The sequence below is a fragment of the Moorena sp. SIO4G3 genome (genome assembly GCF_010692305.1).
In the GTDB taxonomy this organism is placed as follows: domain Bacteria; phylum Cyanobacteriota; class Cyanobacteriia; order Cyanobacteriales; family Coleofasciculaceae; genus Moorena; species Moorena producens_A.
Window position 1 is genome coordinate 1 of record NZ_JAAHIG010000035.1, and the last position, 24388, is coordinate 24388.

Consider the following 24388-nt stretch of genomic DNA (forward strand, 5'->3'; position numbering starts at 1 on the left):
ATAATTACCCTATCTCCCTATCTCCCTATCTCCCTATCTCCCTATCTCCCTATCTCCCTATCTCCCTATCTCCCTATCCCCCTATCTCCCTATCTCCCCATCTCCCCATCTCCCCACCTCCCTATCTCCCCATTTCCCCATCTCCCCATCTCCCCATCTGCTTACCCTCTTCAACTAAGCTTGATGTTTCATCCTGTTCCAGATTAATGGTATCGGTCGTTTGTACCACAAATGGTAGACTAGCCCCTAGTAAGCCTCGCTGAATCCGTTGGGGTGTCTCTGGGAAAACCACAAACAGGGGATAGATACGGTTGACGCCATCACTGAGAATGTGTTGATAGCCAGGAGGCATTAGCCATTCATAGTCTTTGTCTAGTAAAACTTGGGTCTGACGCCAGCGACTGAGCAAGTCAGAAAAGTCTTCATGGGGGCGATGGATAAATAGAACAATCTCTATCTCCATCTTGACTTTCCATTCGGGATCGCACATTACCATGGCTAGATCACAGGGCAAACCTACGGCTTCGGTGATCGTGCCATGGCTAACGTTTTTATGCCCTAAGGAAGATGGCGAGTGACGAATTCTCACCACTGGTAAGGGAATGGTGATCACACTCTCGTAAGGTCGGCGCATACTAGGAATCATTTCCAGGTAAGGTCGATAGGATTTCAGGAGTGCGATCGCACCATCATGGTTACTATACTCTGCTAGCCAAGCTTCGTAATCAGATTTCTGAACAGGCATTGAATTAAGCTGTTGCGCATTTAAATTGGATATTATTCAGTTATCAAAAAAACCGTCAAACCCTATCCCATGCTCATTTTCCCCCCTTCCGCGCGGGGGGTTAGGGGGGATCCCTGCTGCCCTGCTGTCAGAACCATTGAATTTAAATTAAGACCAGCTTAGCCCATAGTTTCAAACACTTTAAACATTGGTAGATACATAGATATCAAGATCACACCAACCATGCCTCCCAAAACCACAATCATAATTGGTTCCAAGATACTAGTTAGAGCTTTAACCGCTTGCTCCACTTCATCTTCATAGAAGTCAGCAACTTTCATCACCATAGAATCCAACTCCCCCGTCTCTTCTCCAATACTAATCATTTGAATTGCTAGAGGAGGAAAAATGTTTTCTCGTTGTAAAGCGAGGCTAATCATTCCACCCTGTTGAATCTCATTCTTAGCTGAGTTAATAGCATTAGAAATTACCTGGTTACCCGCTGTATCTCTTACAATATCTAAGGAATTCAGGATCGGTACTCCCGAACGAGTTAAGGAGCCAAACACTCGGCAAAAGCGAGCTACTGAGCCTTTTTCATTCAACTCACCAAACAGAGGCATTTTCAACTGCAAACCATCAATTTGCAACTTACCCATGGGAGTTTTATAGTAATATTTAAAAGCGGTAACTAATGCACCTACAACAACAATAGGAATCAGAACTTTCCAACTTCTGAGGATGCCGCTCAACCATAGCATAAATCGGGTTAAAACCGGCAATTCTGTTCCTAAATCTTGAAATATACCAGCAAAGATTGGGATCAGAAACATTGTCATTGCCAGAAAAACCAGTAGGGCTAAGAATCCTACCACACTAGGGTAAGCCATAGCTGATTTGATTTGGTTTTGCAGGCGATTCATATCTTCCAGCAGCTTAGCTAATCGGTTGAGCACTTCATCAAGCACACCCCCAACCTCCCCAGCCTGAACCATACTCACGTAAAGATCATCAAAACAATCTGGATGGTTACGCATGGCATCCGATAGATTAGTTCCTTGTTGGACCTCAGCACTGATGTTCATCAACGCCTTTTTCAGCTTAGGATTAGAACACTGTTCCCCTAATACCCCAAGACATCGGACGATCGCCACACCAGCATTAACCATAGCGGCAAACTGACGAGAAAAGACTGCTTTGTCTTTGATCGTGACATTGGTAAATTTTTCAGAAAGGCCTGATAGGCTAAAGTCAATATCTATGCTTTTCTTGACGCTGCCAACAGTAGCATACCGATGTTCTAGCATGGTGCGGGCTTGTTCAGGACTAGCAGCGTCAATTTTTTCTTTTTTAGATTTGCCTGATTTGTCCCGAACTTGAGCAATAAAAGTAGGCATGGCTTTTTTCTAGATTAAGTCTAATCGAAAGTTTGATGGTACGAGTCGGTCCTTTCTCTAGACTAGCGGGTTGCCTTTGCTCTACCGCCCTTAGAATTCATCCCTGCAGAACCAGCAACGATACGTTGCAATTCATCCGGTTTAGAACTTTTACTAAGTCCTGCTTCCAAAGAGATCAAGCCAGATTTCACCTGACCCGCTAAAGCTTGTTCCAGGGTCTGCATTCCCAATTTCACACCGGTTTGGATAGCAGAGTACACTTGAGACGTTTTTCCTTCCCGGATCAGGTTAGAAATAGCAGGTGTCACTACCATGATTTCCTGAGCCATAGTCCGACCAAACTCACCGGGTTTAGGATTTTTCTTGGGTACTAGACATTGACTAAATACTGCAATCAAAGAGTTAGACAGCTGAGCTCGGATTTGAGCTTGCTGTCCAAATGGAAACACATCAATGATCCGGTCTACGGTTTGAGCGGCTGAGTTAGTGTGTAGCGTTCCAAATACTAAGTGACCAGTTTCAGCTGCGGAAATAGCGAGACCAATAGTTTCCATATCCCGCATTTCACCCACCAAAATCACATCCGGGTCTTCCCGCAGTGCCCCCTTCAGAGCATTGGCAAAGGTCTTAGTATCTTCACCTTTTTGACGTTGGTGAATCAAACTCTTGATGTTAGGAAACACATATTCTATCGGGTCTTCCACTGTCAGAATATGTTCTGCCCTTGTGCGGTTAATTAAATCAATCATGGCTGCTAGGGTAGTGGTTTTCCCAGAACCAGTCGGTCCGGTAACCAATATCATTCCCCTTGGTCGTTCACTCATCGACCGCACCACATCCGGTAAACCCAATTTGTCAAAATTAGGAATCTTGGAAGACAACGCCCTCAAGCAAGCCGCATAGCAACCCCGTTCTTTGTAAACATTGACACGGAAACGAGCCAACCCCTTGACACCATAGGAACAATCAAGTTCCCAGTTTTGCTCCAATTCCTTACGCTGTGAATTGTTAAGCATACTGAAAATCAATCGCTGACAGGCTTGAGGGTTAAGGGCTTCGTCATCAATGGGTTGAAGTTTACCACTGACGCGGAAGTAGACTGGCGCACCCGCTTGGATGTGCATATCTGACCCCCCCATCTCAATCATCTGCTCCATCAAGTCTTCAATCATCAGTTCCATAATGTTGCCTCCCTTAAAAACGTCAGTAGTCGTTAGTGATTAGACCTTAGTCAAAATAAAATAGCCAATTGTTAATTTTTACTTTTAAATTAACAATAAACTAATAACTAAATTAATTTTGAAAACGCGGTGTCATACAGTAAGGACAGTCTAGCCACTCCGGCTGTAATTGAGCTGAGCAAGTGGTACAGGTCAGAGAACTCTTGCGCTTAGCTTTCAGTTCTGCCTCTAAGCCGGAATCAGTAAAGGTTACTCGTTCCACTTCTTCAAAGGTGGTGTAACCTTGCTGTACCAAATTCAAGCTATAGGCTAATATGGTGATCATCCCTTCCTCTACAGCAGCTTCTTTAATCCTCTCCGTGGGAGCTCCTTGGTTGATTAAGGCTTGCAGGTTCTCTGAGATGCGCATAACTTCATAAACACCAACCCGTCCTTTGTAACCAATACCATTACAGGTTTTACAGAGTGTACCTTGTGCCCTAGCTTCAAGGATTTGCTCCGGTGTTAGGGTATTGGCGCGATAGATGGTAATCTCGCCATCCCTAGAGGCTGACAGACCATAGCGGGCTAGTTCTGCAGAACTTGGTTGGTAAGAAATGCGGCAATTGGAACAAACACGCCGCATCAATCGTTGAGCCAATACTCCCAGCAAGGCACCGGAAACCATGAAGGGTTCAACACCCATTTCATCTAAACGAGCGATCGCACCAGCCGCATCATTAGTGTGTAGAGTAGTCAATACTAGGTGACCAGTCAACGCTGCTTCAATCGCCGTTTTGGCTGTTTCTTTGTCTCGGGTTTCACCCACCAGAATCACGTCCGGGTCTTGGCGCAGAAAGGCTCGTAGAATTGAGGCAAAATCCATGCCTTTTTCCCGGATAACTTGCACTTGGGTAATCCCAGGTAAGGAATACTCAATCGGGTCTTCTGCAGTACTGATATTAACCCCAGGGTCATTACGTTCAGCCAGAATTGAATACAAGGTGGTTGATTTCCCCGATCCCGTCGGACCCGTCACCAAAATTAATCCAAAGGGACGCTTAGCCATTTCCCTGACTAATTCTAAGGTGTCTGGGTCTGTGATCAACTTATCCAACCCCAACTGGGTGGATTCGTTATCTAGGATCCGCAGAACCACCTTTTCCCCATAACGACTGGGCAAGGTATTGACCCGAAAGTCAACTTTGCGCCCCTGGAACATACGTCGAATTTTACCGTCTTGGGGTAAGCGTCTTTCCGCAATGTCGAGATCTGCCATGATTTTGAAACGAGCCGCCACCGCTGTATGTATTCGCTGTGGTAAGGCATCAAAGGCTTGACGCAGTACCCCATCTTTGCGATAGCGCACCCGCAACTGCTCCTCTTGGGGTTCGATGTGAATGTCAGAAACCCCTTCTTGTAAAGCCTTAGCCAGGATTTTGTTAACCAAGTTAATGATCGGAGCCCCCCCTGCCTCATTCAAAGACGAATCTAGGTCTGCTTCTGCTTCCTCTGGGGCATCCTGTAAAGTATCGAATGAGCCTAAATTCTCTAAATCCTCCTTTACATCTACGGATTTTTGTTGATCTAGTTGCTTTTGCCGTGCCAACTGATCGTCAAGATACTGACTAATGATGTGCTGATAGTCTTCCTTAGTGATGACCATCCGTTGCAACTTGATTCCCTGAGGTCGTAGAATCCGATTCAAATCATCCTGGGCTTCTAGATCATCAGGAGAAACCATTGCCACCAAAACCGATGGTGGCTCAGTTTCATGCTTAGATATGGGGAGCAGGTGATAGCGACGGCAAATATCAATGGGAATCAGGGTTTCGATCAAGCCACCGACTTGCTGAGTAGAAATATCACTAATTTCCGGATCTAGAGACTCAACACCAAACAGAACTTTCAGTTCAAACAACTGCTGCTTCTTGTATTGGCGGATCAAATCAGGTGGTAACTGACGTCCGGTCATTGCTTCGATGACTTCCGTCAGGGGTCTTCCGGACTTGCGAGTTTCCAGCCAAGCTTGCTGCATCTGGTCAACATTAACGTAACCAGCCTGAATCAGTTTATTACCAAAGGGAGAAAAATCGTTACGGACTACTAGGGCGCGTCGTTGAGATGAGGAGTAAGTCATGACGGAATAGGAACTCTCCTTACTTTACACAATATTCCCAAAAGCCTTATGTTAAGTGACATAGGAGTGGCTGCCACTCCCTTATTTTTATGTTTTAGTTAGATTTACGGACTAGAATAATTTGTCGCAGTTAAATATGGAATTATACATCATCAGAAAAGCTCAGTCAAGTCATTTGCTGTATAATTCTTATCAACCCCTACTCGCTCAAGGTGGTTCACAATCACAGATGCTAGATTTTGGTTAATGACCGATTTACCATCACAACATTCAACTATGCAACAAGGCCAGCCAAAGTATGCAACAAGACCAGCAAACTCAAGTAGCACCATCAAAGACAGTCCGTGGAAAAACCACAGTAGGTGGCGAGCGTAAGCGTACAGGCCATAAGGATCTGATCGGCGACCCTACCCAAGACCTGCATTGTTGCTAACCGAGGGCTTGCCAGACGACACAGTTGAGGTAAGTGTAAGGTCGTAACAACTCTCAATCAAGTTAGAAAGCCATGCTATAGTCTTAGACTGAACGTGGTTAGTTTACAAAATTTGCTGGAAAATTGGATGGCTAGTAAGAAATTATAGATAAACTAGCAGTCTATTGAATTGGGATGAGTGGAGCATGATTGACGAAGCAAAACAGTCAGATAACACTTCGCATGAGACAAACGAAGAGTCCACCACGGTACTCGAAGACAATCGTGAGGCGGAAGCGGTAGCCGTAGCCTCTGACTCAGATGTTAAGCCTGAAGCAGCACAACCAACTGAACCCCCTGCTGCGGAAGCATCTGAGCCAGAGTCGGTAGACCAAGAAGCCCAGACCGAGGTAGCTGCAACAGCTACTACCAATGAATCACCTACCGAGGACGATGCCAAGATTCTAGAAACCATCAAGCAGGAAAATGAAGCCCTGAAAGCTCAACTAGAAGAGCGAACTCAGCAATGTGACTCCTTTAAATCTCAATACATCCGGATTGCGGCAGATTTTGAGAATTTCCGTAAACGGTCAACTAAAGAGAAAGAAGACTTGGAACATCAAGTTAAAGGAAACACCATCACTGAGTTATTGTCAGTCGTAGATAATTTTGAACGGGCCCGCACCCAAATTAAGCCTCAAAATGATGGGGAAATGTCGATTCACAAAAGCTATCAAGGTGTTTATAAACAGCTGGTAGATAGCCTCAAGCGCCTTGGGGTTGCTGCAATGCGACCAGAAGGGCAAGAGTTTGACCCCAATCTCCACGAAGCGGTTATGCGAGAACCAACGGATGACTATCCAGAAGGAGTAGTGATAGAACAGCTAATGCGGGGTTATTTGCTCGGGGAGCGGGTGTTACGTCACGCTATGGTGAAAGTAGCTGCTGCCGCAGAACCACAGGAAACCTCGGAAGCTCAGAAATCTGCTGAGGCAGAAAATTAGCTGCGATTGAGTGGTTAACCTTCCTTTGGTGTCAGTCTGTGATCATCCTAGCAAAAGGGACGAACGCACCAAGGGAAGTTCTATTATTTTGACCAACTCAACAAAAAATCAAACTAAAATAACTTTACTAACCGTTAAGCCGCAACCCTATGGGAAAAGTTATTGGCATCGACCTAGGCACAACCAACAGTTGTGTTTCTGTCTTAGAAGGGGGTAAACCCATAGTCATTTCCAGCTCGGAAGGTGGGCGAACCACACCGAGTATTGTGGGATTTGGCAAGTCAGGGGAGCACCTGGTGGGTCAACTGGCCAAGCGTCAAGCAGTCACCAATGCGGAAAACAGTGTCTACAGTATCAAGCGCTTTATCGGACGTCGTTGGGATGAAACCGCTACAGAGCGTTCCCGTGTCCCCTATACCTGTGTTAAGGGTCGTGATGAGACGGTAGATGTAAAGATTCGGCATCGAGAGTATACCCCTCAGGAAATCTCGGCCATGATCTTACAAAAGCTCAAGGCTGATGCTGAAACCTTTCTTGGGGACTCAGTGACTCAAGCCGTGATTACAGTTCCTGCCTATTTTACCGATGCTCAACGGCAAGCCACCAAGGATGGGGGTACCATTGCTGGGTTGGAAGTGTTGCGCATTATAAACGAACCCACTGCTGCTGCTCTCGCCTATGGCTTAGATAAGCTGGATCAAGACCAAGTTATCTTGGTGTTTGACTTGGGTGGTGGTACCTTTGATGTCTCAGTTCTCCAACTTGGCAATGGGGTCTTTGAAGTAAAGGCAACTTCTGGTAACAATCACTTGGGGGGAGATGACTTCGATAATGTGATTGTCCGCTGGATGGTTCAAAACTTTAAAGCCAAAGAGGGCATCAATCTCACCGAAGACAAAATGGCTCTTCAGCGTTTGCGAGAGGCGGCGGAAAAGGCAAAAATTGAACTGTCTAGCATGGTAGCCACCCCCATCAACTTGCCCTTCATTACTGCTGATGAAACAGGACCAAAACATTTAGAGATGGAGTTGTCCCGGGCTAAGTTTGAAGAACTATCCAGGGACCTGATTAACGCAACTATAGAACCGGTAAAGCAGTCGCTCAAAGATAGTGACCTCAAGCCAGAGGACATTGACCGGATTTTGCTGGTAGGGGGTTCGACCCGTATCCCGGCGGTGCAGGATGCTATTAAAAGGTTTTTTAATGGTAAGGCTACCGATCGTTCGGTTAACCCCGATGAAGCTGTGGCATTGGGAGCAGCAATTCAGGCTGGTGTTTTGGGGGGGGAAGTAGAGGATGTCCTGCTACTGGATGTGACTCCCCTGTCCCTGGGTATAGAAACCTTAGGAGAAGTGTTCACCAAAATTATCGAGCGCAATACTACTATTCCTACCAGTAAGTCCCAGGTGTTTTCCACAGCTACTGATGGACAAACCTCCGTAGAAATCCACGTATTGCAGGGGGAGCGGGCAATGGCTAGAGATAACAAAAGCCTGGGAAAATTCCTGCTCACTGGTATTCCCCCAGCTCCCCGTGGTGTCCCTCAAATTGAAGTTACCTTTGAAATCGATGTCAACGGCATTCTTAAAGTCGCTGCCAGTGATCGAGGAACTGGGAAAGAGCAAAGTATTGTGATTACCAATACGGGGGGATTAAGTCCAGCGGAAGTGGAACGGATGCGCCGTGAGGCAGAAGACTATGCTGACCAAGACCGCCGTCGCATGGAATTGGTGCAACTGAAAAACCAAGCCGATGGCTTACTATATAACTATGAATCTACTATCAAAGACCATGGGGAATTGATTAGCGCTAACCTTCAGGCTCAAGGACTAAAGGAGCAAGCAGATCAACAAAAGCAGCACCTAGACACCATAATCACAGACCCCTCAATTGAGGTCGAGGAGGTGAAAGAAGCTATTGAAACTTTGCAGAAAACTGTCTTGGAAATTGGGGGGATAATTTACGCGAGTGCCAGCCTGGGGTCAGACCCGGAATTTATCGCGTCTGACGAAACAGTTCAAGAGTCCAATTCAAACGACTCCACCCAAATAGAACCAGATGCTTTAGGAGAATTTGTGGTTGATTTTGATGATGAAACCTTAGAAGTAGATGTTGACTACGAAGCTGTTGATTACGGCAACAGCTCCCTAAAAGATAGATAATTCAATTCCTTGCTTTGACTAGCTCAAGCCAACCTTGAGATTATGGTCACATAATCAGGTGGCAATCAGCTGATTTTTTTGATAGACAATGATATAGGATGCAGGTAATGCTGGAATGCGCTCTTTGTGCTTTTAGAGCAATAACCTGAGGAATAACAATAGCCCCCACTATGTAAATGGAAGACCGATCAGCGCTCTATGGCTGACTATTATGATCTGCTTGGTGTCTCTAGTGATGCCGACAAAGATGAAATTAAACGTGCTTACCGTCGCTTGGCACGGAAGTACCACCCAGATGTTAACAAAGAACCAGGAGCTGAAGAGCGCTTTAAGGAAATTAACCGGGCTTACGAAGTCCTCTCAGAACCAGAAACTCGAGCAAGATATGACCGTTTTGGGGAAGCTGGTGTTTCCTCAGGTGCGGGAGCAGCCTACTCAGATTTTGGGGATATGGGCTTTGCTGATATTTTTGAAAGCTTCTTCAGCGGCTTTGCTGGTGGTATGGGTCAGCAAACTGGTCGTCGGCGTAGTAGTGGCCCGGTGCGTGGTGACGACCTGCGACTAGACTTGAAGCTGGCTTTCAAGGAAGCCATATTTGGTGGTGAAAAGGAAATCCGCATTCCTCACCTAGAAACTTGTAAAGTCTGTAACGGCACAGGGGCAAAGCCAGGAACTCGACCCCGCACTTGCCCAACCTGTAACGGTACAGGTCAAGTAAGGCGTGCTACTCGTACCCCTTTTGGTAGTTTCACCCAAGTCTCAGTCTGTCCTACCTGTAACGGTGAAGGTCAAATCATTGAGGATAAGTGTGAAGCCTGTGGTGGTGCTGGTCGTAAACAAGAAACCAAAAAACTGAAAATAACCATTCCAGCAGGGGTGGATAATGGCACCAGGCTAAGGGTTTCTAAAGAAGGGGATGCAGGATTACGTGCTGGTCCACCAGGAGACCTATACGTTTATCTATTTGTAAACGAAGACAGCCAGTTTCAGCGGGATGGCATTAACATTCTCTCTGAAATGAAAATTAGCTATTTACAAGCAATTTTAGGCTGTATTATCGAAGCAGAGACAGTAGACGGTCCAGTGGAATTAACTATTCCACCCGGTACTCAACCCAATACTGTATTAACTTTAGAGAATCACGGTGTCCCAAAATTGGGTAACCCAGTCAGTCGGGGCGATCACCTAATCACGATTTTGGTGGATATCCCCACTCGGATTAGCCCTGACGAAAGGGAATTGCTAGAGAAGCTAGCGAAAATAAAGGGTGAGCGCACTGGTAAAGGTGGTATAGAAGGATTCTTGGGAGGGTTGTTTGGCTCATGAGTAAACTAGCCTCCTCGCAGATGAGTTCATTACCTGATGAGCAGCTGGATCTGCGCGGCACCCCTTGCCCGATTAACTTTGTTCGCACTAAACTCTATCTGGAGAAAATGGCTCCAGGTGCCCTATTAGAAGTGTGGCTCGACCCAGGAGAACCCATTGAACAGGTTCCTGATAGTCTGACTATGGAGGGTTACCCCATAGAGGGTGTTGAAGAACGCGATCGCTATTTTGCTCTGAAGGTGCGTCGTCCACACCAGCATCTTCATGATTGAATTAGAATACACTAATTCGTCAAACTTGTCAACCCGTTGGCTGGGTACCGTGCTGGCGGTTCAGGCAAATTTCTATCAGGTGCGTTTAGATCAGTTGAAGGTTGACAAGTTGGAGGTTGTAGGTTGTGAAGATAACCTTCAAGCAAATAACCTACAACCTTCAACCCTCTTATGTACCCGTAGAGCCCGGTTAAAAAAAATTGGCCAGCAGGTGATGGTGGGAGACCGGGTTGTAGTAGATGAACCTGACTGGGCTGGTGGACGAGGGGTGATTGCTGAAGTGCTACCCCGGACAACCCAGCTCGACCGCCCACCAATCGCCAATGCTCAGCAAATTCTGGTGGTTTTTGCTCTGGAAGAACCGACCCTGGATGCTTATCAGCTGAGTCGGTTTTTGGTGAAGGCAGAATCTACTGGTTTCAAGGTATGTTTGTGTCTGAATAAACGTGATTTAGTAACACAACAGCAACAGCAGCATTGGCAACAGCGTCTGGAAGCATGGGGTTATCAGCCAGTCTTGATCAGCGTTCATAATGGTACTTGTTTAGCACAACTAACTGACCTGTTGAGTCAGACAATCAGCGTTATGGCTGGTCTTTCCGGTGTGGGGAAATCCAGTCTAATTAATTATCTGATTCCAGCAACAAGGGTGCGGGTGGCAGAAGTGACTGGTAAACTCGGTCGAGGACGCCACACCACTCGGCACGTGGAATTATTTGAGTTGCCTAAAGGTGGTTTTTTGGCAGATACCCCCGGATTCAATCAGCCTGACTTGACTTGTTCTCCTGAGGATTTAATCCATTACTTTCCAGAAGCAAGAGAGCGTTTAGCCCAACACCGCTGTCAATTCAGTAATTGCCTACATCGGAATGAGCCAAACTGTGCTGTGCGAGGAGATTGGGAACGGTACCAGCATTATCTGGATTTTTTAGCAGAAGTGATTGCACGACAAGAGGCTTTGAACCAAAAAGCTGATATAGAATCGACTATGAAGTTAAAAATTAAAGCTTCTGGTCGGCGTCAATACGAACCCAAGCTAGAAACAAAAAAATACCGCCGTCGCTCCCGCCGTACTCAGCACCAGACCCTAGATGAACTTTATGACGATATGAATGAAGGATGAAGTATGAATACTTCATCCTTCAACGGTTTAACTTCTCAACGGTTTAACTTCTAAGGCTAACCCCAAATTTTTCCTCTAGGGCTTCTCGCACTTTCTGATGCACTGGCTCGACTTCTGCATCAGTAAGAGTGCGATCGCTAGCACGATAGATTAGCCGAAATGCCAAACTTCTCTGTGCCTCAGGAACAGACTCCCCTTTATATTCATCAAACAATTCCACTGACTCCAACAAAGTTCCCGCAGCTTTGCGAGTTGAACGTTCGATTTCTGCCACAGAGACTTGTAGTGGGGCAAAGAACGCAATATCCCGGTCAATGGCTGGGTAGGTGGAATAGACTTGGAACCGGGGAGTCAAAATTTCATCGCGATCAAGAGCCTCTAAAATTAGCTCCAAGTCCAAATCAAATACATAAACCTGATCGGGAAAACCTCTTTCTGAGCGTAGCTGGGGGTGCAACTGCCCAAATTTGCCTAATTTTTCACCTTGCAACCACAAGGATGCAGTGCGTCCTGGGTGAAGACGGGGATCGCTGTGGTCTGGTTGGTATTCTACTGTCAGACCGCAACGGGAAAACACTCTCTCTAGTACTCCCTTAGCCTCATACCAGGTCATGGGTTCGGAACGCCCTCCCGTGACCCAGTTACCTTGGGTGATATTTCCCCCTAAAATCCCGGCAATAGCATCAGCTTCTGCGAAACCCTCTTCTGCTCGCCAGAAGATCCGACCAATTTCAAAACCGTTGAGTACACCATTGCCTTGCTCGATATTGTACTGACAGGCATCAATAAGCCCTGATAGTAAATCCGTGCGTAGGGATGAGTATTCTGTAAACAGGGGATTATCAAGACGAATTTGGGTCTGTTCCTCTGGCTTGACCAAGGAATACTGGACTAATTCGGTCAACCCAACTGCACGAAATTGCGATCGCAGTTTTCGCTTTAAAAATTCCTCAGCAGATAGATAACCTGGTTCAGTATTGTCTGGTAAGCTATCACAGAAGTTGTCATAGCCGTAGAGACGGGCAATTTCCTCAATTAAATCAATTTCCCGCTCTAAATCCCGGTAGCGGTAGGGCGGTACAGTCACTTTCCATTGGGGAGAATCCTCGGTGTAGCGCGGTTGTAGTTGACATCCGAGGGCAGTCAGGATTTTTTCCACATCTTCTGGCAGGATTTCCCCAAGCTCCTCTGACTGATGAACTGGTCCTAAAATCCGATTGACACGGTCAAGACGTAACTCAATGGAACGTGCCCAAGTAGAGGGGTCAGGGCGCTGGTCAGCAATACTCTGGGTTGTGGGAGTACCACCAGCTAACTCAGTAATTAATGCGATCGCTCTTTTACAAGCAATATCCAATTCTGCTTGATTGACACCACGCTCATAACGGGCAGATGATTCTGTGCGTATGCTTTGACTGCGGGAAGAACGACGAATAGTCACTGGATCAAACAGTGCTGCTTCCAAAACAATACTTTGGGTGTTGTCGTTCACTTCTGTGGCTTCCCCACCCATAACCCCAGCCATCGCAACGGGTTGGTCGTTAGCTGTGATCAGTAACGCTTGTGGTTCCAGGGAACGGGTTTGACCATCAAGAGTAGTCAGGGATTCCCCACTGTTAGCAAAGCGGACACCAATGGTGAGGTTTTCGACCCCAGCAACAGCTTGCAAGCGTTCCCGGTCAAAAGCATGGAGGGGCTGACCCCATTCCAAGAGAACCAAATTAGTGACATCCACTACATTATTAATCGGTCGCACTCCAGCGGCTTTCAAGCGCTGTTGTAACCAATCCGGAGAAGGAGCAATCTTAACCCCTTCAATCACAGTGCCAATATAGGCGGGGCAAGCTTTCGGTTCAGATACTTTCAAGGTCAAGGCATCCGTTCGCGTAGCGTGGCCTACGGCCTTTGTTTTTGGAATAGACACCTCAACAGCTTCTGGCAAGCTTAAGGATACCCCAGTTAAGGCGACTACTTCTCTGGCCACGCCCACCATACTTAGAGCATCTGCCCGATTAGCCGTAGACGTAACATCAAGAATGATATCAGTTAACCCCAGTAAGGGACGAGCATCACTGCCTAGGGGTATAGTTTCTGCCTCGAAAATATGAATGCCAGCGGATTCCTTGGCCAAGCCCACTTCTGCTAGGGAACAAATCATCCCTTCTGAGCGAACACCGCGCAGTTTTGAGGCGCGAATTTTCAAATCAATAGTTGGTAGGTAGGTTCCGATGGTGGCGACAGGCACGTAAATGTCTGGTCGGACATTGGACGCACCACAAACAATATTCAATGGGTCACTGCCACCAATATCCACTTGACAGACCCGAAGCTTATTGGCATTAGGGTGAGGCTCTACCTCCAGAACCTTGCCAATCACCACGCCATCGGCCAGGGTTCCTAGGTCTTCAATATCTTCTACCTCAAACCCAGCCATAGTTAGGGTTTGAGCTAGCTCTTCTGGTGTCAGAGTTACCTCTACTAGTTCTCGCAGCCAGTTTAACGATATACGCATGGACTCCTAAATTTTTTTGCTTAACTCTATATAAGGTAATAAATAAGGTGCAAGTTGCTGGTTACTTCCACCAAAACATTTTTCTATTGTGATCGGGATAACCGCTTAACGCTTGACCAAAAATAATGGGTTTCAAGCCCCGTCCTAAAAGGACGGCTTTAATTCTAATGGCATCCATTCTTGAGCTAACGCTTGCATCATAGCTCAAGAATGGGTGATAATTAGGCTAAGGAGGTAAGCAAAGTGTTTAATCTCACCTACGAGTTCAAGCTAAAACCGACCAAACAACAATCAAAAATATTTGAAGACTGGTTGGAGCAATGCCGCAAGGTCTATAATTATGGATTAGCTGAGCGCAAGGATTGGTATAAGTCTCGTAGCTGTCAGATTAACGCTTGCTCTGTCCGTAGTGAGTACATTATTCCAACAAATGCTAAACGTCCTACTTATGCCAGTCAGTGTCGTGGGTTAACTGCTGCTAGGAAAACTATTGAACAATTAAGAGCTGTTCAAGTTCATGTTTTACAGCAAACACTAAAAAGACTAGAAAAAGCTTTTGTTAGTATGTGGGAGCAAGGCCATGGTTTTCCTCGGTTTAAGAAGCACGGACAAATGCGGTCTTTTGTTTTTCCCCAACTAGGTGTTAAACCCCTCGAACCTGGCAGAGTAAAACTACCCAAGATTGGCTGGGTGAAGTTGAGACAATCACGGGAGATACCTGGCTTAGCTAGAGTCAAGCAAGCTAGAGTGATTAAACGATCCTCGGGTTGGTATGTAATGCTCACGTTAGCGTGGGACGTAAATATTCCCCAAGTTATGCCTCACGGAGAAGCATTGGGGATTGATGTGGGAATTTCGCATTTTGTTGCTGTCAGCAACGGTGCTCTGTTTCCTAATCCGCGCCCTTTCAAACGCCTCGAACGCAAGCTTAAATTGCTGCAAAGGAGGGTAAGTAGGAAACGCATTGGAAGTGGAAACCGTCGCAAAGCACAAAAGAAAGTCAGCAAGTTACACGAACGAATCGCTAACATCAGAAAAAATTACTATTGGGAATTAGCTCATAATCTCTGCGATTGGGCTGGGATGATCTTTGTTGAAGATCTAAATCTCAAAGGCTTGGCTAGAGGGATGTTGGGTAAGCACTGCCTAGATGCAGGATGGGGACAGTTTTTCCAGGTATTAGAGCAATGCTGTTTTAAGCGTGGCGTTTATTTCCAAAAAGTAGACTCTAAAAAGACTAGTCAAGTCTGCCCCAATTGCTTAACTGAAACTGGCAAAAAGACGTTAGCTGAGCGTGTACATCGTTGTGAAAATTGCGGCTACACAACCGATAGAGATGTGGCAGCTGCTCAAGTAGTCCTTCTACGTGGACTTGCAGCCGTGGGACACACGGTCAAGATGCTTTCCGAGGGCAAGTTTGTTGGAATCCCTATGAAGAAAGAATCCTCGTCCTTCTAGGATGGGGAGTGTCAAAAAAGTACACTACCTATGGTCAATACTAAATAAACGCTCTAAAATATAGGTAGCTTCATATACATTTTACTTTAATCACCCTTTACTTAACTCAAAATTGTCTTTTCGACCCTTAGATGGATGCCAAAAATAGGGTATCCTGGTTGAGGATCAGGTTTCACCGGAATAGTTGTCTAACTAAGGGGGTAGTTAAAGACATTTTGCAGAAAATAAAGAAAAGTAAAAGACTATAAATCATCTTTGCTGCTCAGGTGCTCCGAGCAAAAGTTTTAGTTTCAGTATGGGCAAAGCAACATCAGTAAGGCTGAATGAGCTACTGTCTAAATCCTACCTGCACTCAGGCACAAAACCCACAACACGCCGACTTTTGTCAGGCGTGCAGTTCTAAATTATTATTACTTGACCGCTATCGTGTGATCAAACCACTCGGTCAAGGCGGATTTGGAGCAACTTTCTTAGCAACAGATCAATCCTTGCCTGGTAAGCCGACCTGTGTAATCAAACAACTCCGCCCAAGCGCCAAAAGCTCAGAGATTTCACCGATGGCAAGGGATCTGTTTGAGCGAGAAGCCCGAACCTTGGGAGAAATTGGGAATCATCCCCAATTGCCACGGTTATTAGATTACTTTGAAGACAATCAGCAGTTTTATCTGGTTCAGGAATACATTAGCGGTTTGACACTGCAACAGCAAGTCAGACGGTCTGGTTCCTTCTCGGAAGAAGGAGTTAAACAATTTCTCAGTGAAATTCTACCACTGGTGCAATATATTCATCAGAAAAAAGTAATTCACCGGGACATTAAACCAGCGAATATAATTCGTCGTGAGCAAGACCGCAAACTGGTACTGATTGATTTTGGGGCTGTGAAAAACCGCCAAACCAACCCCTCCAACTCGTCAGACACAGTATTGACCAACTATGCTATAGGAACTCCAGGCTTTGCTCCTCCTGAGCAAATGGCATTGCGACCGGTTTATGCTAGCGATATCTATGCAGTGGGGGTTACTTGCCTTTATTTGTTGACGGGTAAATCTCCCAAAGACCTCGATTATAATCCTTCAACCGGAGAAATAGTTTGGCAGACTATTGTCAGCGTTAGTGACCACTTTGCTAAGGTTTTAAGAAAAATGCTGGAGTCTTCTGTCCGTTATCGCTATCAGTGCTCAGAAGACATCCTTAGAGCTCTTGACCTAGAGCCATATCTGGAGAGTTTAAACAAAAGTTTAGTGTCAAAACCCCTTGATGACGCTAATTCTGACTTCAATTCAGGGGATTTGGCTCCTGGGAATGGTTATTCATCCCCCTCGTCACTTCAATCCCGAAGAATGGCAGAGAAAATTAGAGAATTCCGGGAGCGTCGGGGATTGAGCAATGGTCGAAGATCAGAAGCTAAAAACGGTGGAGGTTTTACCAGTTACAGGGATTCTACAGCTGTGAGCGGTAGTAGGAGTAATACCACAGCCAAGTCGAGGGGTAATGCCAAGTTGGATGCGGAAACGTTATTAAAAGCTTATGACTCTGGCAGAAGAGACTTTGCTGCTAAAGATTTGAGGGGACTTAACCTTAATAATGCTCAGCTATCTGGGATAATTTTCCGCCAGGGAAAACTGTTAAATATTAGTTTGAAGGGAGCGGATTTATCCAGTGCTAATTTTGGTGAAGCTAACCTCCATCAAGCGGACTTACGTAATGCCAATTTGGGTCGAGCTTACCTGAAGAAAGCTAATTTGGCAGGAGCAGACTTGCGTGGGGCAAATCTTAGTTATGCTCATCTCGAAAATGCTAATCTGCGGGGAGCCAATTTGTGTGGAGCCAATCTTTCTAATGCTAAAGTTACTCAGGAACAGTTGGCACAAGCTAAGACTAATTGGACAACAGTACTCCCTACTGGGAAGCGGGGGTTTTGGTAATATAGCGCAGGGAGTAGGGAGTAAGGAGTAGGCATGCTAGCAATAGGGAACAAAAATTACCACAATTCATTTATGAATATATAGCACTACGGATTTAGATTAGGACATTCCTAAACTCAGCAAACCTAGTTCTAGCTTACTTTTGACTTCTGACTTCTAACTTCTAACTTCTGACTTGCGCGTAGCGCTATATAGGTAATCAGGGATTATTTTTTTTTACTTCCTGGCTTTACTTTCTTAATCTCACTTGCTGGCTTGACATTCATCTTAGATAAAGACTTTCTGATTTTATCTATTTTATCTTTGAGAGATTCTGAAAGACATTTGGTGGTTTTAATAACAGCAAGCAAATCATCTGTTGTCACTGTATCTTTTTCTGGATCAAGGAAAACATTTTCTATGGTTTCTTTAACAACAGCTTCAATGTCAGCACCACTATAACCATCGGTTTCTTTTAGCAAGCTAATTATATCAATCATCCTATTCCATTTATTTCTCCTTTTTAGATGGATTTCAAATATTTTTTTGCGCTCATCCCCATTAGGAAAATCTACAAAGAACAGTTCATCAAATCTTCCTTTTCTGAGAAATTCAGCCGGAAGTTTGGCAATATCATTAGAGGTAGCCACAATGAAGACAGTGTTTTCTTTCTCTTGAATCCAAGTTAAAATATTACCAAATAATCTGGTGGTGATATCACTTCCGCCTCCAGTTTCGCCAATGCCAGCAAAGGCTTTTTCAATTTCATCTATCCATAAAATACAAGGACTAACCGCCTCAGCTATTTTAATTGCCCGACTTAAGTTTTCTTCACTCTCTCCCACATACTTACCAAGTAGTTTACCAATATCTAGCCGCAGTAAAGGAACTTCAAACAGATGAGAAGTAGCTTTGGCGACTAAACTTTTGCCACACCCAGGCATCCCAATTAGCATCATACCTTTAGGTATATCCACTCCAAATTTGATAGCTTGGTCGAGATTTTTGAATATGTTAGCTTTTTTAGTCAGCCAGGACTTGAGATTATCAAGCCCTCCAACATCATCTAGTGTTTCTTTGAAATTAAGAATTTCAAGGGTGCCAGATTTTTTGATAATTTGTTTTTTTTCTTGGATGATTAGGTGCTTATCATTTTTGTCTATACAGCCACCCTGTTGATAGGCTAGGTTTAAACTCTGGATAATTTCAAATTTACTTAATCCTTTAAAGGATAAGGATAATTCTTCAATGACATTGTCAGTCATATCAAATTGTAAATCCTGCAAAAATTGTTTAATTATTCCTCTAATTTGATTAAGATTGGGAATAGGGACTTCAAAGACCGTAATAAATTTATCAAGTTCAGCCGGAATAATTAATTTACTAGCAACAATAAAACTAGTGGTATAAAAATTCTCCTTGTATAGGGTCTTGAGGGCAATTGATTTGAGCAGAGCAATGACTTTGGGATTATCTAAATAAAAGTGAATATCCTTGAGTACCAGAAAACTCTCTCCAGTTTCATTATTATCAAAAGCTGACAAGAAGGTTTCTAAGTCAAAGTTAGATTTAGAATTTTTGGTATCAAAATCAACATGACCACCAGCATCATTATATTCATAAACCTTAGCTGTTGTAGCAATCTCCTTAATCAGCAAATCAGTAGAATGGAAATCAAAATCGTTGATATAAATGATTGGTCTTAAGGAATCAACATAGGAAGAAAGTTTATGAATTGTATTGTTCATGATAATTGTTAATAGGGAATCAGTAATAGGGAATCGGGAATCGGGAATCGGGAATCGGGAATCGGGAATCGGGAGTGGGGAAGAAAGGTAAGCATTCAGTCAGCTATCACTCACAAGCTGACGGCTGACAGTTGACAGCTGACAGCTAACATGAGAAATGCTATATAATCTCAAACTTCCAAATAACCAATTACATGGTCAGGATTTATACTCTTGTAATCTATCCCATCTAGAATGACAAATTTACCATTAACATCATCGGCTGATAACTCTTCACCATGTTTACCAGAGTTTCTTACATAATTTCCATCGTTCATACCTAAAATCATAAAACGCTTACCCTTGGGTTCAATATCTTTCCAAAACTCTTTTGTCTCACCTTTAAATATTTTTAGATGATTCCTGACTAAATAAAACATTTTATGAATTGCAAATTCTTTTTCTGAAAGTACCAAATTTTGTTCGGAAGGAAATATCATGTATTCCACATAATCATTAGAACTATTAGAATAAAACATTAAACCATTCATGATTTTTCCCACTGCATCTTCTTTTTTAAATTGATCGGACCTCAAACTTGGTTCTGAATGAGATACCATCACATCATCACTCTCAGTTAAATCCAGAATTAAACACTTTTTTTCTGGAGTAACAAGTTTCTGCCACCTACGATTAGTGTCTGCTTTATGCTGAATAGGTTTTAGACTAAGTATATCAGGATGTTTTAAAAATCCTTCAGATAACATTTTGGCTGTATTAGGATTAATTTTATTTGTCAAGTTTTCTATTCTTTCAGCCATCATGTCAGACCCTAACACTAATCTTCTCAAAGTGGGATTCATGAATGATACAAAAAGAGATAAGGGGACTTTGTCAAAAAATTCATCATACAAGCCTGGTAAGTGAAACTTAAATATCCAGAAATAGTTTTTAGCAATTTGTGCTACACTACTTTTAATCAACGCAATATTATCGGGATCCTCCAACATCCCTGTCAATACTCTATAGTAACCCTGGTGATAATCCTTAATAATGGCTTTGCGATTAAAATTGTTCTTAGCATAATTATTTACCTTGTTCTGGAATTCTTCATGGAATTGGATACTATACAAGGATTCCTCTAGTTTAGTTGCTTCAATTTCCATCTCGAAAATTTTCACTAGTTCCTTGCTAATCTCTAGGTCACTTTCGGCTGAGATATCCTTTATTTTTGATAAGATATCTGTAAATCCCCTAACAGCAAGCCACTTTTGCAATAGACCACTTTTGTAATATCCCAAGATATCATCGATATTAAAATTTTCCCTAACACCATCTAAATCTCTGACTGGAGTATTATCCAAAATAAGACTAAACTTAATTGTCTTTGCCATCTTTCTCCACCTCAATAATTTAATTTTAATAATTTAATTTTGCTGTCAAGGGCTACCAATTCAATGGATTTAATTTACTTTTAGTAAAAGCTCGCCCAAAAGATTTTGCTCCTGCCCAGGCTTTTTTTAAAGTTTTGGTTACTGTTTCTTTCCCAAACTTGGCTACTTTTTTGACACCAGTGGCAATAGTTTGACCAATGTTTTTTCCGGCAATTTTACCTGTAACGCTTCCTAGCATTCCTCCAACTGCTGTGCCAATTGGTCCAAATACAGTTCCAACAGTAGCTCCGATACTTGTACCGGATAACCAACCGACAGCCTTGGTGTTTAGACTCACTAAGGTACAGGTAGCTGCAACTTCTCTATCATATAAATCTTCTACAGCCTCAATCAGTGTAATCTCGCCTTTGCCAAGTTTATAGCCGATTTGGGGAAGGGTAAGTCCCATATCAATCATGGCAGCAATTTCGGCTATATCTACTTCTTCAAGTATGCCTAAGTGACCCTCTTCTTTAGCAACTACTGTGCCTAAGGTAACTAGTTGTTTGAAGGTATTATCTAAGGGCCCAAGGTATTGATTTAAATAATTATCAGCAACGTCCAGAAAGGAAAAATTATTAAAATAATCTAGATTTAAAGGGTCTAAAAGTGTATCAAACTGCTGGGCCATGGAAATTGAAGATAGCATGGAGTTGTTCTGAATATCATCTAATACTTGTTGTTCCATAACTCTAGGCTTGTTGATGGCTTCAACTTCAATTTCCTTCAGAGGAGTATATACGCCCGTTGGTTCACCAGACAATGACGCTAATTGCTGATTATTGGCTAAAACTAAGGCTTCTTGAATCTCTTGAACAATTTCACCTCTTTTTCTCTCACTTTCTCTATCGGTGATTTCTTCAAGGGTAGATTCAAGCCAATTTACTTTTGATTTACCTTGTTCTTGAGCACTGATTAAGCTTTGATGATAACTATCAATCAGGTCGATAGTATCTAACGCATTGTTGAGATCAGTAAGGGTTTTGGTTTTGTCTTTTATTCCTTGACGCTTCTCGATAACATCCTTACAAAAATGTTGAATATTATCTCGATCATGATACTCTTGATAGTTGACTAAGATTTCGGAAATTATTTGTTCAGTAGTTTTCCTACCCTGAGGAGGGATCAAGTCGCTCATTGTTGTTATGATTTACTGAGGATATTACTGATAATACAAGGGTTAGGGCTGGTGTGGAATTCCATAGGATCCCATCGTATTATAGCCTAGTCCAGGATATATTCTTTTTTGAGACTTATGTTAATTATAGTACCAAGTTAACTGGGATCAAGTCTTAGATTTTGACGTATAGTTACAATAATTAATATCGCGCTTTGGCAATCGAAACCCATTTGCTGTTTGACCCAGTGGTGCGTTAGGGGCAGCAACCTAAAACTGGCGACTGTGAAAATGAGGGCAAGCCCGCCCCTGAAGCACCACTAGCACTTACCCAAACCGTTCAATCAGATGATCCCCCACCCGCAGAGCATTGGCAATAATGGTTAAAGCTGGGCTGACACTGGCATTGGATGGAAAGAAACTGCCATCGACTACGTAAAGATTTTCCACATCATGAGTGCGGCAGTTGCGATCGAGCACAGTAGTAGCAGGATCGTCTCCAAAACGGCAGGTGCCACACTGGTTTGCCATTACTTGAATCGGTACTTCCCCACGAGGATATATTTTCCCGCTCTGAAAACTATCCAGCCGTTTTTCAATAACTTTTAGTACCTCAGTCAAGCGATAAATCAGGCGATCGTGGGCTTCGATATTATTGGGAGTGTAGTCAATATACAACTTGTTGCCATCAATTCGTACTCGATTATTGGGATCGGGCAAATCTTCCGTCTGCACCCACCAACCAATGGAACGAGTAGCTAACTGCTTTAGTCCAAATCCTGGCATAAATTTTGCCAGAACTGATAACAGTGGTGGTGCTTCAGCAAAAATAATATCTGTGAGCAATCCACCGGAATTTTGAATGTGACCCATTGGGTAAGGAAAATCGGGATCACCCCAATAAAAATCATTGAGATAAATACTTCTTTGAAAAGCACCTGAATTGGGCTTAGTGCTCAGTTGCACTACAGCAGTCATTAGGCTTTTCATCAAATTCCGTCCCACTTGCCCCGAACTGTTAGCAAGTCCTTGGGGGTGTCGATCATTAGCAGAGTGTAATAGCAATGCTGCTGAATTCACGGCACCACAAGCAACCACGACAATTTCTCCCATAAACAGGTAGGATTGTCCGGCAATTTCGGCTTCGACCCCTTTAACTGCTAAACCTGAGGGGTTAGTGTGTAAACAAACTACCTTCGCATTGGTTTTTAAGGTCACGTTCGGATGTGTCAAAGCTGGCACAATTCCGCTGACCTCGGAATCATTGGTTGGGTCGTCGTCTTGGCGCGTCAGTCCTAACGGTAGGTAAGATGGATGCAGACCTTGCTGAGCGATCGCATTGTAAATTTCCGCAATTTGAGGCTCTTGGGGGATTGCTTCAAAGGGATAGTCTTGACTATGAAATGGCTCGGTGGGATCGCTGGTTGCCTGACCGTGAACTTTATAAAGCTGTTCTGCTTCAGTGTAGTAGGGTTCAAAGTCGGAATATTTCAAACACCACTCCGGCGACACTCCCTCTTGATGTTGCACTTTCTCAAAATCCCGCTCCCGCAGTCGTAGCAATGCTGCACCATAGATTTTTGTATTGCCACCTATAGCGTAATTCATTTGGGGGAAAAACGGTTCTCCAGCAGTGTCATACCACATTTCAGGAGCGTGATAGCGTTCTCGCTTAAAAATATCGACATTACTGCGATTTTGTTCTTCTAGAGGCATAAAATCGCCTCGTTCTAGGATGAGAATTTTCTTCCCGGTTGGCGCAAGTTTATAGGCTAAGGTTCCGCCGCCAGCCCCTGTGCCAATAATAATAAAGTCGTAATATTGGTCGTCGATAATCATAGTACAAGTCCGAAGTTTGAAGTGGGAAGTCGGAAGGTAAGCATATGCGCTACGCGCACGCTGCGCGAACAGGCGTCAGCCGTCAGCTGTCAGCCGTTGGGCACAGACCCATGAGCTGATAGCAGATAGTTGATACCTGATAGCACCTCAAGTAGCGTGGCACAGGCTTCTAGCCTGTGAATTAACCCATGAGCTGATAGCTGATAGCTGATAGCTGATAGCTGATAGCTTACGTCGGAAGTTACAGGAGTTCAGGAGTTACAGGAGTTTAGGAGCTTAAAATTCTTAACTTATGCTATATTAATAGTAATAATAAATTTTAAATTTTACGATCAGGTGTAGCGATTGGTTATATTTTTTTGGTGGTATAGATACTGCTTTGATATTGATTGGTCATAGCTTATCTTCTTGATCAAGACTTGCGGCATAATCGCTCATTCCCACTTCAGCAAGAGCGCGGTCTTCCTCAGCAAACTCATGAGCAAGGGCTTTTAACTGAGCAGGATCTAGGACAATCCGACGACGTTTATCTTGAAACTTAAGAAATGCAATAAAATCAGCGACTTGCTGAAGTTGTTCAGCAGTAAGTATATCCAGGTCTTGCTTGATAGCTTCGGTGCTGATTGACATAGCAGTAACTTAGTACAATTATAGGTTAGTGATAGGTTATTCCCCAGA

Annotated in this window: 17 protein-coding genes; 7 read left to right on the top strand and 10 right to left on the bottom strand. The window is 43.9% G+C overall.

Going from position 1 to position 24388, the window contains the following annotated elements:
- Positions 1 to 121: 121 nt before the first annotated feature.
- The 4 genes from F6J99_RS09080 to F6J99_RS09095 form a co-directional block, all read right to left on the bottom strand.
- On the bottom strand, positions 122 to 745 hold the full coding sequence (locus F6J99_RS09080) for a hypothetical protein (RefSeq protein ID WP_293112643.1): 624 nt from the start codon (positions 743 to 745) through the stop codon (positions 122 to 124).
- A gap of 158 nt (positions 746 to 903) precedes the next feature.
- Positions 904 to 2121: a type II secretion system F family protein gene (locus tag F6J99_RS09085; protein WP_293112644.1), complete on the bottom strand. Its 1218-nt coding sequence runs from the start codon at positions 2119 to 2121 to the stop codon at positions 904 to 906.
- A gap of 62 nt (positions 2122 to 2183) precedes the next feature.
- Positions 2184 to 3302, bottom strand: coding sequence for a type IV pilus twitching motility protein PilT (locus tag F6J99_RS09090; protein WP_293112645.1), 1119 nt, complete (start codon positions 3300 to 3302; stop codon positions 2184 to 2186).
- Positions 3303 to 3414: 112 nt separating this feature from the next.
- Positions 3415 to 5421, bottom strand: coding sequence for a GspE/PulE family protein (locus F6J99_RS09095; protein ID WP_293112646.1), 2007 nt, complete (start codon positions 5419 to 5421; stop codon positions 3415 to 3417).
- A 618-nt stretch (positions 5422 to 6039) separates the two neighbouring features.
- Here F6J99_RS09095 and grpE point away from each other — a divergent pair.
- The 5 genes from grpE to rsgA all read left to right on the top strand — a co-directional run bounded on the left by grpE (position 6040) and on the right by rsgA (position 11720).
- Entirely contained in the window at positions 6040 to 6837 is a 798-nt protein-coding gene (gene grpE, locus F6J99_RS09100) for a nucleotide exchange factor GrpE (protein ID WP_293112647.1), read from the top strand.
- A 149-nt stretch (positions 6838 to 6986) separates the two neighbouring features.
- Positions 6987 to 8999, top strand: a complete 2013-nt coding sequence (gene dnaK / locus F6J99_RS09105; RefSeq protein WP_293112648.1) for a molecular chaperone DnaK — start codon at positions 6987 to 6989, stop codon at positions 8997 to 8999.
- 198 nt (positions 9000 to 9197) lie between these two features.
- Positions 9198 to 10325, top strand: coding sequence for a molecular chaperone DnaJ (gene dnaJ, locus F6J99_RS09110; RefSeq protein ID WP_293112649.1), 1128 nt, complete (start codon positions 9198 to 9200; stop codon positions 10323 to 10325).
- Positions 10326 to 10345: 20 nt separating this feature from the next.
- The gene (locus tag F6J99_RS09115) at positions 10346 to 10597 is read left to right on the top strand and encodes a sulfurtransferase TusA family protein (protein WP_365972946.1); all 252 of its coding nucleotides are present in this window, start codon (positions 10346 to 10348) and stop codon (positions 10595 to 10597) included.
- The gene (gene rsgA / locus F6J99_RS09120; RefSeq protein WP_075903422.1) at positions 10590 to 11720 is read left to right on the top strand and encodes a small ribosomal subunit biogenesis GTPase RsgA; all 1131 of its coding nucleotides are present in this window, start codon (positions 10590 to 10592) and stop codon (positions 11718 to 11720) included. Before F6J99_RS09115 ends, rsgA begins: the two co-directional genes overlap by 8 nt.
- 43 nt (positions 11721 to 11763) lie before the next feature.
- On the opposite strand, the gene pheT is transcribed toward rsgA, so the two are convergent.
- Positions 11764 to 14232 carry a phenylalanine--tRNA ligase subunit beta gene (gene pheT / locus F6J99_RS09125; protein WP_293112651.1) on the bottom strand — a complete coding sequence of 823 codons (2469 nt, stop codon included), beginning with the start codon at positions 14230 to 14232 and terminating at the stop codon, positions 11764 to 11766.
- 243 nt (positions 14233 to 14475) lie between these two features.
- Here pheT and F6J99_RS09130 point away from each other — a divergent pair, with 243 nt between their 5' ends.
- Positions 14476 to 15690 (top strand): transposase, encoded by a 1215-nt coding sequence (locus tag F6J99_RS09130; RefSeq protein WP_293112652.1) that lies wholly within the window; start codon positions 14476 to 14478, stop codon positions 15688 to 15690.
- 323 nt (positions 15691 to 16013) lie between these two features.
- On the top strand, positions 16014 to 17615 hold the full coding sequence (locus F6J99_RS09135; RefSeq protein WP_293112653.1) for a serine/threonine-protein kinase: 1602 nt from the start codon (positions 16014 to 16016) through the stop codon (positions 17613 to 17615).
- A 206-nt stretch (positions 17616 to 17821) separates the two neighbouring features.
- Here F6J99_RS09135 and F6J99_RS09140 read toward each other — a convergent pair whose 3' ends face one another.
- The 5 genes from F6J99_RS09140 to F6J99_RS09160 form a co-directional block, all read right to left on the bottom strand.
- Positions 17822 to 19342, bottom strand: coding sequence for an AAA family ATPase (locus F6J99_RS09140; RefSeq protein WP_293112654.1), 1521 nt, complete (start codon positions 19340 to 19342; stop codon positions 17822 to 17824).
- A 170-nt stretch (positions 19343 to 19512) separates the two neighbouring features.
- The gene (locus F6J99_RS09145) at positions 19513 to 20715 is read right to left on the bottom strand and encodes a hypothetical protein (RefSeq protein WP_293112655.1); all 1203 of its coding nucleotides are present in this window, start codon (positions 20713 to 20715) and stop codon (positions 19513 to 19515) included.
- Between the two features lie 52 nt (positions 20716 to 20767).
- On the bottom strand, positions 20768 to 21892 hold the full coding sequence (locus tag F6J99_RS09150; protein WP_293112656.1) for a hypothetical protein: 1125 nt from the start codon (positions 21890 to 21892) through the stop codon (positions 20768 to 20770).
- A gap of 306 nt (positions 21893 to 22198) precedes the next feature.
- Positions 22199 to 23710 (bottom strand): GMC family oxidoreductase, encoded by a 1512-nt coding sequence (locus F6J99_RS09155; protein ID WP_293112657.1) that lies wholly within the window; start codon positions 23708 to 23710, stop codon positions 22199 to 22201.
- A gap of 393 nt (positions 23711 to 24103) precedes the next feature.
- The gene (locus F6J99_RS09160) at positions 24104 to 24340 is read right to left on the bottom strand and encodes a hypothetical protein (RefSeq protein ID WP_293038235.1); all 237 of its coding nucleotides are present in this window, start codon (positions 24338 to 24340) and stop codon (positions 24104 to 24106) included.
- Between the last annotated feature and the right edge of the window lie 48 nt (positions 24341 to 24388).